Here is a 15,551-nt window from a genome sequence, read left to right as displayed (position 1 = left end):
ACTATAGCAATAAGCCGTTTAACTCACGGTTGGTGCCAAAATGGAGTGTCTAATGTTGGTGTTGATGGGTGGGCGGTCTGTCTTTGAGGCATTATCCCTGCCACATACCCTTGCTCACCTGCTTGTAACGCTTGCCCAAAGGCTTTTGCCATCAATACCGGATTATCTGCCAATGCAACGGCACTATTTAACAAAACACCGTCATAACCCATTTCCATCGCCAAACAAGCATCCGAAGGTTTGCCAATGCCCGCATCTAAAATTAAGGTCGCATCGGGTAAACGTAAACGAATAGTTTCTAAGTTATAAGGGTTCATCAATCCTTTACCCGTACCAATAGGTGATGCCCACGGCATAATCACCTGACAACCTAAATCATAGAGACGCTGGCACAAAACCAGATCATCGGTGCAATACGGTAAGACTTTAAAGCCGTCATTTATTAACTGCTCGGCAGCATTGAGTAACTCAATGGGATCAGGCTGTAAATTGTAATCGTCACCAATAACCTCGAGCTTAATCCAATCGGTTTGAAAAATTTCTCGACTCATTTTCGCCAGCGTAACCGTTTCTTTTGCTGTTTTACAACCCGCGGTATTAGGCAGTAAATGACCGTTCACTTCGGTGACGATTTCTTGTAAGTAACGCCATATTTGTTGACCCGCTTGCTCTGCCGGATTCTGACGTTTCAGCGAGAGAGTTACTACCTGTGAACCACTAGCTAGTATGGCTTGTTTCATTACTTGTGGTGATGGATAAAGTGCGCTGCCAATGAGCAAACGGCTATCAAGCTGCTGTCCGTAGATATTAAGTGACATCATTACCCCCCTTGTATTGGCAGTAGCACATCAAGACTATCGCCATTTTTTACTAGAGTGGTGTCATAATCTGCTTTTCCAACAAAATCACCATTAAGCGCCACCGCAAAAGTACTTTGTTGTGGTTCAATAAAATGTAACGTTAATGCTGAACTGACACTAATGTGTACTTCATGGCCTAACGAATAGGCTTTTCCGTTAATATGAATATTCATTAAATCACCTCTTCTTGTGGTTGCTCTGTACATAAATAATTATTATAGGGCAAATCATCGATGCTATTATTTATCCGATTATTGGCCAGGGCTAACACTTGCTTAAGCACTACTGGGGCAATTAAAAAACCGTGACGAAATAAGCCATTTACCTGTATTAAACTACCCTTTTGAGTGATTTTAGGCTGATTATCACTAAAGGCTGGTCGACACTGACTAACGTGTTGACGAATATTTGCTTCAGCAAACCCTGGATGCACGCTATAAGCCGCACTGAGTAATTCCATCGCTGAGCGAACTGTCATGGGTGAGTCATCGTCGCTTTCAATTTCAGTGGCACCCACCACATAAAAACCTTTGCCTTTAGGGGCTATATAAAGCTGATATCTAGGGTGCATCAATCGTATCGGTCTGGAAATGTTCACTTCAGGGGCAAATAGCTGGAACAGTTCCCCCCTAACAGAACGTAAGTCACTTAATGGTGCGCAAGCACGATGACTATTTTTATTACTCGCGCCAGTACCTCGACAATCAATCACTAAATCAAATGATTGGCTACAATTGATCCCGCACTGTTGATAGCTAACTTTACTGATAAGTTCAGTGTTTTCAATAGCAAGTACCTCACACTCACTTAACCAGTTTAGCGAGTTAACGCCATTGCTGCTCTCTCCTTCTTTTTCAAGCTGTTTTCGTAAGGCAATTAACAAGCGACGATTACCAATCTGCCCTTCTTGTGGCAGGTACAAACCTTGATTAAAACTTCGTCCTATTTCAGGTTCTAGTTCAAGCAATTGCGCACGATCTAGCGTATGTAATTTATGTTCGGGATAGTTATTGTTTAGGTGCCTAACAAAACGCTGATAGTCACCTTTGTCTTGCTCATGACTTACCACGATGGCGCCAGTTTGTTGAAAAAGGGTATATTCATCCAAACTGTCGAGCAAAGCCGGCCATAAACGTAATGACTCAAAACCCATGCTAACAATATTAGGTTCACAGTGAAGTGATTCCCCTAATGGCGTTAATAAACCTGCTGCAGCATAGGCAGCACTGTTATGAGCGAGTTTCTTATCTTTATCAAATAAAGTAATGGTTACGTTTTCTGACTGTTTACCTCGCAGTAAAGACAGGGCGAGTAATCGCCCCATCAATCCTGCGCCAACAATGGCAATATTCATCATTCATCCGCCTAAAATAATACACTTGTCATACCCGAAATATCTGATCGGGGATGACACAATAAAGCTAGTCCGCAAGTTGATAGATTTCACTACCGGTCGCTTTAAATTCTGCAGATTTTTCTTGCATCGCCTGTTCAATAGCTTCGTCAGCCATTCCTTCAGGGAGCAACGTGATAGTTTCATCAAGCAGCTGAATTTTTATCGCATTTTTATCGTTCTTACCTTCGAGATTGGCAGCGTATTCTCGTACTTCTTGTGAGATTTTCATTGAGCAAAATTTCGGTCCACACATAGAACAGAAATGCGCTACTTTGCCCGACTCTTGTGGCAAGGTTTCATCGTGGTAAGTTCGTGCTCTTTCTGGGTCTAAACCAATATTAAATTGATCGTACCAGCGGAACTCAAAACGCGCTTTGCTCATGGCATTATCGCGAATTTGTGCACCTGGATGACCTTTGGCTAAATCACCTGCATGAGCGGCAATTTTATAGGTCATCAAGCCTTCTTTTACGTCTTCTTTATTCGGTAAACCTAAATGCTCTTTTGGCGTTACATAACAAAGCATGGCACAACCGTACCAACCAATATTAGCTGCACCTATACCAGAGGTAATGTGATCATAACCTGGCGCAATATCTGTCGTTAATGGTCCTAAAGTGTAGAAAGGCGCTTCACCACAATGTTCAATTTGCTCTTCCATATTTTCTTTAATCATATGAAGTGGCACGTGACCTGGACCTTCAATGATGGTTTGTACGTCATGTTTCCAAGCGATTTTAGTTAACTCGCCTAAGGTATGTAATTCAGCGAATTGTGCTTCATCGTTAGCATCAGCAACTGAACCCGGACGTAAACCATCACCTAATGAAAATGATACATCGTATTGCTTTAAGATTTCGCAAATGTCTTCAAAATGCGTGTAGAGGAAGTTTTCTTTGTGATGCGCTAAGCACCATTTCGCCATGATTGAACCACCACGTGAAACAATACCCGTGACACGTTTTGCAGTCATTGGTACGTAACGAAGTAACACACCCGCATGAATAGTAAAGTAATCGACCCCCTGCTCTGCTTGTTCAATTAAGGTATCGCGGAAAATTTCCCACGTTAGGTCTTCAGCTACCCCATTTACTTTTTCAAGTGCTTGGTAAATAGGCACGGTACCAATAGGTACTGGTGAGTTACGCATAATCCATTCACGGGTTTCATGAATATTACGGCCAGTCGATAAATCCATTACCGTATCTGCGCCCCATTTTGCTGACCAAACAAGCTTTTCTACTTCTTCTTCTATAGAAGACGTGACTGCTGAATTACCAATATTAGCGTTAACTTTAATTAAAAAGTTACGACCAATAATCATCGGCTCACACTCAGGGTGGTTAATATTTACTGGGATAATAGCGCGACCGCGAGCTACTTCATCACGGACGAATTCAGGGGTGATTTTCTCTGGAATACTGGCACCAAAAGACTGGCCTTTGTGCTGTAGCAGTAACGTTGCATCTTTGACTTCTTCACGCTTCAAGTTTTCACGAATAGCGATGTATTCCATCTCTGGGGTAATAATACCTTGGCGAGCGTAATGCATTTGCGTAACATTTTTACCTTGTTTAGCAATACGCATGGTAGGTAACTGTTCAAAGCGAATATCATCAACACCTTCATCATCAAGACGTTGCTGCGCATACATTGAGCTATTAGATGTTAAAAACTCTACATCACCACGGTTATCAATCCATGACTCCCGTAAACGTGGAATACCTTTGTGCACGTTAATATCAACATTTTCATCGGTATAAAATCCTGAGGTATCATAAACACAAAGTGGTTCGTTTTTTTCGTAAACAGGGGTGTCTTTGCTACCGCTTACTAAGGTATCGGTTAAGGTAATTTCACGCATACCTACTTGGATATCGTGGATTTCACCTTGTACATACACTTTTTTAGAATTAGGAAATGATTGGTCTGAAACATTTTTCAAGAATGCTGCTGCCGCTTCACGTTTTTCACGGCGTGTTTTTGGCTTTTTCTTTACAATATCAGTATTTGTTAAATCGTTCATGGTCGCACCTTGTTTTTGGTTCTTCTTGTTTTATTTACATAAAAGTCAGAAAAGAATAAAAATAGGCGGAGTTTCTTTAACTATTATTTAGTTAAAGAATAGGCAAAAAGAGGTTGGTCAAAATCTAAGCACAAGGGCTTAATCACTCTCTCTTGTTTCCTACGCAGATATTAATCTGATCAGGTTTTACGGATCCCGCTTTCGCGATCTCAGCCTTTGGCACTCCGACAAGTCTTGTGGTAGTTAATGCTTAATTTGAAAGTATTAACTATTCACGCTTTTAATTCTAACGTGAGCGCAGAGCGCATAGCAAGTACTAATACCAAGCGGACTAATAAATCAATCCGTTTGGTCGAATGTAATTATCAAAATAAAGCGACACATAAATAACCTTGCCTATGAAGATAAACTAAGTAATATGGCAAAAAAAATACGCTGAAGGTCATCTATGCTTACTGTATTCACTCCTGAAAATTTTAAAACTATTCCATGGAAAAATGGTTTAGGCCACACTACTGAATTAGCCATTAGCGATGGTGGTAATTTGGATGATTTTGATTGGCGCCTAAGTATTGCCAGTGTGGTAAATGATGGTGACTTCTCAAACTTTGCTGGTTATCAACGTAATTTAGTCTTAATTGAAGGTAATGGCTTAACGTTAGACCATCGAAATGGTGAACTTGATGAATTAACTCAAATACTTGATATTGCTCGCTTTGATGGTGCGAGTAAAACCTATGGTGCTTTAGTCAATGGTAGTATTAAAGACTTCAATATCATGACTAATAAAACCTCATTCACGCCTGCAGTTAGCGGCTATATTGAGCAACAAACTGTCACTATTAAATTGTTAGCTGGTAGCTTATTGTTCGCTTATAGCTTAACTGAAAAAATGGTTGTAAATACGCCTCAAGATGAAGAGTGTACAGTGCCTGTTGGTCACCTTTTCAAATATCAACATCGCAACACTTTATCCGGTCACCACTCTTCAGTTAACAAAATTACAGGTAAAAATATGATTATTATAGAGCTCAAAGTAAAAGCTTGCCTTTAAAGCATAGCTGTATATACTACCAGTAATACTGTGTAAATTTACAGGCTAAAGCTATGATAGATTCAACTACCGAATTACGCCCGCTAACTAAACGACAGCAACAGATTTATGATTTAATCAAAGCAAAGATTCAAGATACAGGCATGCCACCTACGCGTGCCGAAATCGCTAATTTTTTTGGTTTCAAATCAGCTAATGCCGCCGAAGAACACTTAAAAGCTTTAGCAAAAAAAGGCTACATTGAAATGCTTGCAGGCACTTCTCGTGGCATTCGTTTGGTTGAAGAGATGCTTGAACCAGAAGGTTTACCACTTATAGGGCGAGTTGCCGCCGGTGAACCAATTTTGGCGCAAGAACATATTGAAGAACATTATAAAATGGATGGTAATTTATTCCATCCTGCTGCCGATTACCTCTTGCGTGTAAATGGCGAAAGTATGAAAGATATTGGTATTCTAGATGGCGATTTACTTGCTGTGCATCAAACAACTGAAGTACAAAATGGCCAGGTTGTTGTTGCCCGTGTTGAAAATGATGTCACCGTAAAACGCTTTAAACGGGAAGGAAATGTTGTCTATTTGCATGCAGAAAATGAAGATTTCTCTCCTATTAAAGTCGACTTAGCTAATCAAGAGTTTAATATTGAGGGTATCGCCGTCGGTATTATTCGAAGTGGACGTTGGATGTAATCCATCATAGCCACTGTTACAGCATTCGCCATATTTATTACCTAATCACAGCGTAAAAAATATGGCGTTTTTATTTATCTCTAATATTTTTCCCTTCTAAATTTCCACATGATTTTCTGCAATTTTTAAATCTCTTTATTAAATTTAATCAAAGCTAGTCCTAGTAAAGCTCACACTCTCTTTAGAGCTATTACTCCATTGAATTAAATGGTTTTTTTATAATTCCTCAGTTATAAAATGTTTGACCTAGATCAATTTTTAGCGTAATTCTATAAGTAGTAACGCATACAAAACGAACATAAAAAGAATAAAAAGACGTCTGTTTGCTAATTTTGTCACACTAGTTCACTAGTGCTGTGACTGATTACTATTTCACGTCGATAATTAACTTGATCTCTAGATTACGTATATTCGTCATGAACCGTTCTATATAGCGCAACCGTGGCTAAACCGAGCTCTTGTTAGTTGATAAAAATAATAATAACAACAGATATTCAGTTCAGTGAATTATGAAGTACATTGCTGCACATCTGTTCTCTATCATTGAAAAGAGGAGATGCCGTGTGGGGAAACATAAGCTAATTTGGCTAGTGTTGGCCAGCCTATTTGCCAATTCAGCCTGGGCAGAGACGCAGTTAAACCTGACTAAAGGGGTTACTGCTGTTAGTAGAGACGTATATGATTTACATATGCTGGTGCTCTATATTTGTACTGCTATCGGTATTTTAGTTTTTGGCGCTATGTTTTGGTCGATTGCTTTTCACCGAAAATCTAAAGGTGCAAAACCTGCTGATTTTCATGAAAGTACTAAAGTAGAAATTTTATGGACAGCAATACCCATTGTTATTTTAATCGCCATGGCAGTGCCTGCTACACAAACACTGATAGCGATGGAGGACAATGAGAACTCTGATGTTACGATTCAAATCACGGGCTCACAATGGAAATGGCATTACAAATACTTTGATCAAGATATTGAATATTATTCTGTCCTTTCAACCCCTCGCGAACAATACCAAAATCAACAAGAAACTAGCGCCGTCAAAGGTGAAAACTATTTACTTGAGGTTGATAAGCCACTTGTTATTCCTGCCAATAAAAAAGTTAGATTTTTAATAACATCTGATGATGTTATCCATTCATGGTGGGTGCCTGCTTTTGCCGTTAAACAAGATGCTAATCCAGGATTCATCAATGAAGCCTGGACTAGAGTTGATGAACCTGGTGTTTACCGCGGTCAATGTGCCGAGTTATGCGGAAAAGATCATGGTTTTATGCCCATTGTTGTTGAGGTAAAATCAGCTGAAGATTATGACATTTGGCTCAATGAACAACAGCAACGTATCGCCGCCGCAGCAAGAGCCGAACAAGACTCATTAAACGCTTCAATATCAAAAGAAGAGCTTATGCAATTAGGTGAAACAACTTACACAGCCTACTGCTCAGCTTGTCATCAACCAACCGGTTTAGGTTTGCCGCCGGCCTTCCCTGCCTTAAAAGGTAGCCCTGTTGCCACAACGGGTACGATAGAAGATCACCTCAATATTGTCTTTAATGGTAAAGCAGGCACGGGTATGCAAGCTTACGGCAAACAATTGAGTTTAAAAGAGATAGCCGCAGTAGTCACTTACGAGAGAAATGCTTGGGGCAATGATACTGGTGATGTAGTGCAAGCATCTGATGTGAAATCTGCTGTTAATAACACAGCACAAGATGCAACAGGAGCCGTAACAATTGAAACTAACGTTGAAGATGCGGTAGAGACAATGACCGAACAAGCACCAGTAGAGGATTTAGCTAAAGTGTATAGCCAAGATGAATTAATGACTATGGGCGAAAAAGTATATATGACGGCTTGTGTTGCTTGTCATCAACCGACAGGTGCAGGGTTACCTCCAGCATTTCCTGCGCTTAAAGGTAGTGTGATTGCAACGGGGGATATCACTGTGCACTTAGATATGGTGCTTAACGGTAGTAAGAAAAATCCTGCCATGGCTGCTTTCGGTAGTCAATTAACTAAAACCGAAATAGCCGCAGTTGTGACTTATGAGCGTAATGCTTGGGGAAATAATACCGGTGATTTAGTACAACCTGCAGCTGTTGATGCTGCTAGTGCGAACTAGGGGGATATAAAATGACTACAGACGTTATAGAACAAGATTCGCACGACGAACATCATTATGACCATAAAATGACAGGCATAAAACGCTGGCTTTATACCACTAACCATAAAGACATCGGTACCCTATATTTATGGTTCGCTTTTATCATGTTTTTAACTGGTGGCGCTTTAGCTATGGTGATCCGGGCTGAGTTATTTCAGCCAGGTCTGCAAATAGTTGAGCCCGACTTTTTTAACCAATTAACAACCGTCCATGGGTTAGTTATGGTATTTGGTGCCATTATGCCTGCCTTTACCGGCTTCGCTAACTGGATGCTTCCTATGATGTTAGGTGCACCAGATATGGCGCTACCTCGTATGAATAACTGGAGCTTTTGGATTCTTCCATTTGCCTTTGCTATTTTACTTGGCTCTTTCTTTATGGAAAGTGGCGCGCCTAATTTTGGTTGGACCTTCTACGCGCCGTTATCAACGACTTACTCTAATGGCAGTACTGCTTTCTTCGTTTTTGCCGTTCATATTATGGGGATTTCTTCCATAATGGGCGCGATTAATATCGTAGTCACCATCATGAATATGCGTGCTCCTGGCATGACGTATATGAAAATGCCTTTATTTGTTTGGACCTTTTTTATCACGGCCTATTTATTGATTGCCGTCATGCCTGTGCTCGCCGGCGTAGTGACCATGCTACTTACCGATACTTATTTTGGTACCAGTTTCTTTGATGCTGCTGGTGGTGGCGATCCGGTTATGTTCCAGCATATTTTTTGGTTCTTTGGTCACCCTGAGGTTTATATCATGATTTTGCCAGCCTTTGGCATTGTCTCTACCACTATTCCAGCTTTCTCACGCAAACGATTATTTGGTTATAGCTCAATGGTTTATGCCACATCATCCATTGCCTTATTGTCATTTATCGTATGGGCACATCATATGTTCACCACGGGTATGCCATTATTTGGTGAGCTGTTCTTTATGTATTGCACCATGCTAATTGCGGTACCTACTGGGGTTAAAGTATTTAACTGGGTCGCTACTATGTGGCGCGGCTCATTAACCTTTGAAACACCAATGCTGTTTTCAATCGCCTTTGTTATTTTATTCACCATTGGTGGGTTCTCAGGATTGATGTTGGCTATGACACCGGTCGATTTTCAATATCACGACACCTACTTTGTTGTCGCTCACTTTCATTATGTGCTGGTTACTGGCTCGTTATTCTCCCTGTATGCAGGCGCTTATTTCTGGCTACCTAAATGGACCGGTCACATGTACAACGATACGTTGAGCAAATGGCATTTTTGGTGTTCATTAATCTCAGTGAACTTACTGTTTTTCCCTATGCACTTTTTAGGTTTAGCAGGCATGCCACGCAGAATTCCAGATTACGCACTACAGTTTGCCGACTTTAATAAGTGGGTCAGCATTGGTGGCTTTGCATTTGGCTTATCGCAACTTATTTTCTTAGCGGTAGTCATAAAATGTATTCGCGGTGGCGAGAAAGCACCCGCTAAACCTTGGGATGGTGCGATAGGCTTAGAGTGGACGGTAGCGAGCCCTGCTCCATATCATACGTTTAGTACTCCACCATCGCAGCAAGATATTGATAATGCTGACCAACACGAGCACTAACTTGTATGAGCACTGATGATGACAAAGCCAATATAAATACCAGTACAGGTATTAGTAATAACAATAAAACAGTAAGAAAATTACTGCTTGTCGTTGTTGCTATGTTTGGCTTTGGTTTTGCTCTGGTACCTTTATACGATGTGTTTTGTGATATTACCGGCCTAAATGGCAAAACAAATGATACTGCGGCGACTTATGAGGCTGGCGGCATAGATAAACTACGTACCGTTAAGGTGCAGTTTATTACCCGAAATGCTAAAGGTATTCCATGGGAGTTTGAGCCGGTAATTAATGAGATTAGTGTCCACCCTGGTGAAATGAAATTAGTTTCATTTTATGCAAAAAATAATGCTTCTCATGACATTATCGGTCAAGCAGTACCTTCAGTGTCACCCGGTTTGGCAGCAAACTATTTTCATAAAATTGAATGTTTTTGCTTTACTCAACAACCGCTAGCAGCGGGAAAAGATGTTGAGATGAGTTTACAGTTTTATGTCGATTTAGAACTGCCCGCAGATATAAATACTTTAACTTTATCTTATACCTTGTATGACATAACCGAGAAGTCGTCATAGGGTTCTACTCGAAAAAAGGGATAGAAAATGACTAACAAAGAATACGAAAGTTATTACGTACCCAGCCAAAGCCACTGGCCGATTGTCGGCGCAGTAGCACTATTTATGATTGCCTTTGGTGCAGCTAACTATGTAACTGACTTATCAAATGAAACAAGTGGTTACGGTGGATATTTACTTCTGGCTGGTATTGCACTTGTGATCTATATGCTTGTGGGTTGGTTTAGTGATGTAATTAGTGAATCGCTAACCGGTAAGTACTCACATCAGATGGATAATTCATTCCGTCAAGGTATGAGTTGGTTTATCTTTTCTGAAGTGATGTTCTTTGCCGCTTTTTTTGGCGCTTTACTCTATTTACGGGTATTTTCTGTGCCTTGGTTAGGCGGTGCAGGTAACAACGTATCAACGGGCGCCGTACTTTGGCCTGACTTTGTTGCCCAATGGCCTTTATTAACAACCCCTGATGGCACGACTACCACCGCCATGGGTTGGTTTGGTCTACCGTTAATTAATACCGTTTTATTATTAACGTCTTCAATTACCGCTCACTTTGCTCATAGTGCATTAATTAAAAATAATCGTGGACCACTTAAAGTGTGGCTTGGTCTAACCATAGTACTTGGCTTAGCATTTATGTTCTTTCAAGTACAAGAATACGCTCACGGTTACTCTGAAGAAATGCGACTATTTCTAGATAGCGGAGTCTATGGTAATACTTTTTATTTACTGACTGGCTTTCACGGTATGCATGTTACTTTAGGTTGTATCATGTTGATAGTAATGTGGTTTAGAGTATTAAAAGGTCATTTCACCCCAGAGAATCACTTTGCTTTTCAAGCAGCAAGTTGGTATTGGCATTTTGTCGATGTCGTTTGGGTAATGCTTTTTGTTTTTGTCTATATTTTATAAGGTCTTATTTTTGCAGTATGCCGATAAACTAAAAAAAATATTTCATAATGCCCTTTGGTTAGGGCTAACGATTATTGTGTTTGCTTGTTTAATTAAATTGTCTTTCTGGCAGTATAACCGTGGCTTCGAGAAAGAACAGCGCGCTATCCGTATTACGCAACTTAATCAGCAGTCACCATTAACCCTTGAAGAAATAGTCAAACTCTCAAAGGATGAGCAATTTACCGGTAAAGAAAGTATTAATGATTTTCCGGTCACTATTACCGGTCAATTTAATGGTAATTATGTATTCTTACTCGATAATCAAGTCGAGAATAACTCTCTAGGTTACCGCGTATTACAAGTTGTGCAAACGCCGACTAACTCAGTCTTAATCAATTTAGGTTGGGTACAAGGCTCAATTGATCGAAGCATACTTCCTGATGTTACTCCTTTGCAAGGGCAGCATGATTTTCGAGGCCATGTACGTATTGTTGAGCAAGGAATAATGCTTGCAGCACAAGACTTTACTCAACCAAATTGGCCATTACGAGTACAGCAAATTGAACTCGATAAATTTTCTGCGCTAATATATCCGTCAATAGATAAGCCACTACTACCATTTGTTATCTATGTAGACCAAGAAGAAAACCTTGGTTATAAAAAAAATTGGCACCCTATGGTGATGCCCGCAGAAAAACATTTCGGCTACTCTTTTCAATGGGCAGCTTTAGCTACTGCATGGTTGATATTAATGATTTGCTTGCGGATTAAAACAAAAAACTCTGTTCATATTTCTTCCAAAAACTCACCTGGTGCTCTACAGAATATGTAAGCAAACAACTTAACAATAATAAAAGAAAAATAAGGCGTTAAAATATGGCTAGGTCAATAAATACAGATGATTCAAATAATAGCAGTACTTTAACCAGTACCAATAAATCAGGCCATACTTCAAACCATGCTTCACAAAAGAGAAGCCGCCGTAGTTTACTCTTATTAATTACGGTATTTATATTACCAATATTATTAGCCAAATTAGCCTTAGACAATCAGTGGCTAAACCTAGGTGTAACAAATCAGGGTAAGTTATTAGCGCAGCCATTAACACTACAAGAGTTGGGAATAGATGAGTCAGAACTTGCCAAGCAATGGCTTATTATTTATCGACTACCTAATAAATGTCCTGAGATGTGCTTACATAGCATTGAAACTGTGCATAACAGCTATGTCGCCCTAGGAAAAGATATGCCAAGGGTGTCTGCCGTGTTACTCAAGGAGAACATTTTCTCTGCCCAGCAAAGCAAACAACTTGCCAAAAGCCAGTGGAAAATACTTGCTTTAACCCCACAAATGAACAATTTACTGCATGGTCCTCAAGTACTTATCGCCGATCCTTTAGGTAACGTTATTCTAAGACATCAACTACCCGAACAAGAACAACTTCAAGCGGCTTTTGGTAAAGCTATTGTCGCCGATATGAAGAAACTCTTGAAATATTCTAAGGTTGGTTAACTCAATGACAGAACACAGTAAAAAGACACAGACACTGCGTCGTTTAGTGCTGACCAGTTTACTGTTAGCCATTGTTGTTATTGGCTTAGGTGCTTATACACGTTTAACTCATGCGGGTTTAGGCTGTCCTGATTGGCCAACCTGTTATGGTTTAATCGATGTACCTGAGACGAGCATACAAATTGCTGCTGCTGAGCAGGCTTTTCCTGAACGACATGTTGAACCGGCTAAAGCATGGAATGAGATGATTCATCGCTATTTTGCCGGCAGTCTTGGTTTGCTTATCGCAGTAATAGCGTTCGTTTCAATAAAATTACGTTTTTCAAAAAGCTCAAAAGTTAGGTATCCAATATTTCTGCCCCTATGTATTTTAGGTATTGTTACCTTCCAAGCTGCATTAGGTATGTGGACAGTAACACTGAAATTAATGCCAATAGTGGTGATGGGGCATTTACTCGGCGGCTTTACCACGCTTTGCTTACTATTCTTATTATATTTGCGCATTAATGCTAGAAGAATAAACACTCAGGGAGAAAAATTAGCTGAATCACAGCTTAAAAAATACAGTAGCTATGCATTAATAGGTATTACTATTTTAACCGCACAAATTGCCCTAGGCGGTTGGACCTCATCAAATTATGCAGCCATGAGTTGTGTAGAATTACCCATTTGTCAGGGTGATTGGCTATCCGATTTAAGTTTTGAGCAGTCCTTTGATTTGATTCCCCCAAACCAAGAGAGCTATGAATTTGGTCACTTAGCACATAATGAAAGAGTAACTATTCATGTTAGTCATCGTTTTGGTGCAATCATTACTGGCGCATTTCTCGCTTGGTTAGCCATCACCATTTTTCTCAAAGCAAAAACTCCTTCTATAAAGAACACCGCCACTATTTTACTGAGCTTATTAGTCATTCAAATAAGTTTAGGGGTTAGTAATATCTGGTTTTCGTTGCCACTTAAAGTGGCTGTCGCACACAACTTAGTTGCCGCCGGTTTAATGCTGAGCTTGATCGCCTTAACTTATAAATTACGACAAAATTCCGAGGAGTCTCTCTATGAGTAAAGTATTGAATAAAACGATAACACCTATGCCATCGGCGATTAATACTAGTCACCATCATTTTTCCATTAGTAGCATTTTTGCTAATTGGCGTGCTTATTACGATATTACCAAACCTAAAGTTGTTGCCTTATTGGTATTGACGGCATTAGTTGGTATGAGTTTATCTGTTCCTGGAGCTTTACCGTGGCAACGGCTAATACCTGCAATGCTTGGCATTGCATTATTATCTTCTGCGGCAGCCGCTATCAATCATATTGTCGATGAAAAAATTGATACTGTTATGGGCAGAACCCATAACAGGCCTTTGCCTGCAGGTAAAATTAGTGTTACCAATGCCATTGTATTTGCCACTAGCATAGCCTTGCTCGGTTTTATTATTCTTTATGCTTTAGTGAATCCACTGACGGCTTTTTTGACCTTAGCTGGCTTAGTTGGCTATAGTTTTGTCTATACCATGTATTTAAAGCGTGCTACGCCACAAAATATCACTATCGGCGGTTTAGCTGGTGCTATCCCACCATTATTGGGTTGGACAGCTATGACTAATGAAGTGGTGCCTAACGCTTTATTATTAGTTTTAATTATTTTTACTTGGACACCGCCACACTTTTGGGCATTAGCGATTCACCGTAAAAATGATTATGCCAAAGTAAATATTCCTATGTTACCGGTAACTCACGGCGTGAGCTTCACTAAAACACAGATACTGCTCTATACCGTCTTACTCTTTATAGTTTGTTTACTACCTTATTTAGTTGGTATGAGTAACTGGTTGTATTTAATAGGAGCGTGTAGTTTGAACTTGATCTTTTTTGGCTATGCTTGGCAGCTCAAGTTTAATGCAAAAGAAGGGACCGCAATGGCAACATTTAAGTTCTCTATCGTGCATTTAATGTTACTTTTCATAATTTTACTGCTCGATCATTATTGGCTACCAATGGGCTAGTTTCGACAATTTAGCCACGAAGGTTTATCTGCAATAACTTCGTAACTGTAACTTCGTAACAATGGCACTAAACACAGGATTTCGATGAATAAACATATCTATAGCATTATTGCCTTAATCTCAATCTGTGCCGGCGCGGCTGGCTTTTATCTTATGAATAAAACAAAACAATTACCTCTACCTGAATATGCTTTGCATTATCAACAGGCTCGGCCAATATCACCCTTTACCTTAACGGATGAGTTAGGACAGCCTTTTAATAATGAGCAGTTACGCGACAAATGGTCACTGGTATTCTTCGGTTATACTTATTGTCCTGATGTCTGCCCAACCACCCTGCAAAACCTCAATTTCATTTATGAGGACTTAACCAACATTGCCAGTAATAGCCAAGTGTTATTAGTCTCTGTTGATCCCAAAAGAGACAGCAGAGAAAAACTTGAGCAATATATTGGATATTTTAATCCTAACTTTAAAGCACTCCGCGCAGAGCACGATGTGCTTTTTCCCTTTTCTCGAAATTTAGGGTTGATGTATGCCATCACTAGTAAAGAGGTAAGTAAAGGAGACGTTGTAGTGCCTGCTGGCGATGAAAACTATTGGGTTGATCACAGCGCTTCATTAGTCTTAATCAATCCCGCGGGGAAGATAGCGGCAATATTTAGACCTGAGCAAGTAGTAGGTGAAGTACCTAGTATTGATAATGAGAAGTTATTAAGCGACTATCAAAAAATAGTCGCGCTTTATCAATAATTGAGAATAGATTGGAAACAAAG

At 40.0% G+C, this 15,551-nt stretch carries 15 protein-coding genes and 1 riboswitch; of the genes, 11 read left to right on the top strand and 4 right to left on the bottom strand.

Going from position 1 to position 15,551, the window contains the following annotated elements:
* Positions 1 to 23 precede the first annotated feature (23 nt).
* From ESZ36_RS15775 to thiC, 4 genes are all read right to left on the bottom strand, one after another.
* Positions 24 to 821, bottom strand: coding sequence for a thiazole synthase (locus tag ESZ36_RS15775; protein ID WP_146789637.1), 798 nt, complete (start codon positions 819 to 821; stop codon positions 24 to 26).
* Positions 821 to 1,033 carry a sulfur carrier protein ThiS gene (thiS, locus tag ESZ36_RS15770; RefSeq protein WP_146789635.1) on the bottom strand — a complete coding sequence of 71 codons (213 nt, stop codon included), beginning with the start codon at positions 1,031 to 1,033 and terminating at the stop codon, positions 821 to 823. Before thiS ends, ESZ36_RS15775 begins: the two co-directional genes overlap by 1 nt.
* Positions 1,033 to 2,217 (bottom strand): FAD-dependent oxidoreductase, encoded by a 1,185-nt coding sequence (locus ESZ36_RS15765; RefSeq protein WP_246129129.1) that lies wholly within the window; start codon positions 2,215 to 2,217, stop codon positions 1,033 to 1,035. Before ESZ36_RS15765 ends, thiS begins: the two co-directional genes overlap by 1 nt.
* A 64-nt stretch (positions 2,218 to 2,281) precedes the next feature.
* Positions 2,282 to 4,282, bottom strand: coding sequence for a phosphomethylpyrimidine synthase ThiC (thiC, locus tag ESZ36_RS15760; RefSeq protein ID WP_146789633.1), 2,001 nt, complete (start codon positions 4,280 to 4,282; stop codon positions 2,282 to 2,284).
* Positions 4,283 to 4,421: 139 nt separating this feature from the next.
* Positions 4,422 to 4,519, bottom strand: a riboswitch (TPP riboswitch).
* A gap of 211 nt (positions 4,520 to 4,730) precedes the next feature.
* On the opposite strand from thiC, the gene ESZ36_RS15755 reads away from it, so the two are divergent.
* The 11 genes from ESZ36_RS15755 (at position 4,731) to ESZ36_RS15705 (ending at position 15,528) form a co-directional block, all read left to right on the top strand.
* Positions 4,731 to 5,336 (top strand): HutD/Ves family protein, encoded by a 606-nt coding sequence (locus tag ESZ36_RS15755; RefSeq protein ID WP_146789631.1) that lies wholly within the window; start codon positions 4,731 to 4,733, stop codon positions 5,334 to 5,336.
* Positions 5,337 to 5,389: 53 nt separating this feature from the next.
* Positions 5,390 to 6,025, top strand: a complete 636-nt coding sequence (gene lexA / locus ESZ36_RS15750; RefSeq protein ID WP_146789629.1) for a transcriptional repressor LexA — start codon at positions 5,390 to 5,392, stop codon at positions 6,023 to 6,025.
* Between the two features lie 563 nt (positions 6,026 to 6,588).
* Positions 6,589 to 8,148, top strand: a complete 1,560-nt coding sequence (gene coxB, locus ESZ36_RS15745) for a cytochrome c oxidase subunit II (RefSeq protein WP_146789627.1) — start codon at positions 6,589 to 6,591, stop codon at positions 8,146 to 8,148.
* A gap of 11 nt (positions 8,149 to 8,159) precedes the next feature.
* Positions 8,160 to 9,782 carry a cytochrome c oxidase subunit I gene (gene ctaD / locus ESZ36_RS15740; RefSeq protein ID WP_146789624.1) on the top strand — a complete coding sequence of 541 codons (1,623 nt, stop codon included), beginning with the start codon at positions 8,160 to 8,162 and terminating at the stop codon, positions 9,780 to 9,782.
* Between the two features lie 5 nt (positions 9,783 to 9,787).
* The gene (locus tag ESZ36_RS15735) at positions 9,788 to 10,357 is read left to right on the top strand and encodes a cytochrome c oxidase assembly protein (protein ID WP_146789622.1); all 570 of its coding nucleotides are present in this window, start codon (positions 9,788 to 9,790) and stop codon (positions 10,355 to 10,357) included.
* A 27-nt stretch (positions 10,358 to 10,384) separates the two neighbouring features.
* Entirely contained in the window at positions 10,385 to 11,269 is an 885-nt protein-coding gene (locus ESZ36_RS15730; RefSeq protein ID WP_146789620.1) for a cytochrome c oxidase subunit 3, read from the top strand.
* 10 nt (positions 11,270 to 11,279) lie between these two features.
* Complete coding sequence (locus tag ESZ36_RS15725) at positions 11,280 to 12,083, top strand: SURF1 family protein (protein ID WP_146789619.1); 804 nt, start codon at positions 11,280 to 11,282, stop codon at positions 12,081 to 12,083.
* 44 nt (positions 12,084 to 12,127) lie between these two features.
* Complete coding sequence (locus ESZ36_RS15720; RefSeq protein ID WP_146789617.1) at positions 12,128 to 12,763, top strand: hypothetical protein; 636 nt, start codon at positions 12,128 to 12,130, stop codon at positions 12,761 to 12,763.
* A gap of 4 nt (positions 12,764 to 12,767) precedes the next feature.
* Positions 12,768 to 13,829, top strand: a complete 1,062-nt coding sequence (locus tag ESZ36_RS15715; RefSeq protein ID WP_211357799.1) for a COX15/CtaA family protein — start codon at positions 12,768 to 12,770, stop codon at positions 13,827 to 13,829.
* 25 nt (positions 13,830 to 13,854) lie between these two features.
* On the top strand, positions 13,855 to 14,775 hold the full coding sequence (cyoE, locus tag ESZ36_RS15710) for a heme o synthase (protein ID WP_425457406.1): 921 nt from the start codon (positions 13,855 to 13,857) through the stop codon (positions 14,773 to 14,775).
* An 84-nt stretch (positions 14,776 to 14,859) separates the two neighbouring features.
* On the top strand, positions 14,860 to 15,528 hold the full coding sequence (locus ESZ36_RS15705; protein ID WP_146789613.1) for an SCO family protein: 669 nt from the start codon (positions 14,860 to 14,862) through the stop codon (positions 15,526 to 15,528).
* Positions 15,529 to 15,551 lie beyond the last annotated feature (23 nt).

The sequence above is a fragment of the Colwellia demingiae genome (genome assembly GCF_007954275.1).
In the GTDB taxonomy this organism is placed as follows: Bacteria; Pseudomonadota; Gammaproteobacteria; order Enterobacterales; family Alteromonadaceae; genus Colwellia; species Colwellia demingiae.
Note: the sequence above shows the minus strand (reverse complement) of the source record. Positions and strands in the feature narration are given on the sequence as shown.

Coding starts and splice junctions, on each gene's coding strand:
- ESZ36_RS15775 (WP_146789637.1), bottom strand. CDS start 821: ATGATGTCACTTAATATCTACGGACAGCAGCTTGATAGCCGTTTGCTC.
- thiS (WP_146789635.1), bottom strand. CDS start 1,033: ATGAATATTCATATTAACGGAAAAGCCTATTCGTTAGGCCATGAAGTA.
- ESZ36_RS15765 (WP_246129129.1), bottom strand. CDS start 2,217: ATGATGAATATTGCCATTGTTGGCGCAGGATTGATGGGGCGATTACTC.
- thiC (WP_146789633.1), bottom strand. CDS start 4,282: ATGAACGATTTAACAAATACTGATATTGTAAAGAAAAAGCCAAAAACA.
- ESZ36_RS15755 (WP_146789631.1), top strand. CDS start 4,731: ATGCTTACTGTATTCACTCCTGAAAATTTTAAAACTATTCCATGGAAA.
- lexA (WP_146789629.1), top strand. CDS start 5,390: ATGATAGATTCAACTACCGAATTACGCCCGCTAACTAAACGACAGCAA.
- ctaD (WP_146789624.1), top strand. CDS start 8,160: ATGACTACAGACGTTATAGAACAAGATTCGCACGACGAACATCATTAT.
- ESZ36_RS15735 (WP_146789622.1), top strand. CDS start 9,788: ATGAGCACTGATGATGACAAAGCCAATATAAATACCAGTACAGGTATT.
- ESZ36_RS15730 (WP_146789620.1), top strand. CDS start 10,385: ATGACTAACAAAGAATACGAAAGTTATTACGTACCCAGCCAAAGCCAC.
- ESZ36_RS15720 (WP_146789617.1), top strand. CDS start 12,128: ATGGCTAGGTCAATAAATACAGATGATTCAAATAATAGCAGTACTTTA.
- ESZ36_RS15715 (WP_211357799.1), top strand. CDS start 12,768: ATGACAGAACACAGTAAAAAGACACAGACACTGCGTCGTTTAGTGCTG.
- cyoE (WP_425457406.1), top strand. CDS start 13,855: ATGCCATCGGCGATTAATACTAGTCACCATCATTTTTCCATTAGTAGC.
- ESZ36_RS15705 (WP_146789613.1), top strand. CDS start 14,860: ATGAATAAACATATCTATAGCATTATTGCCTTAATCTCAATCTGTGCC.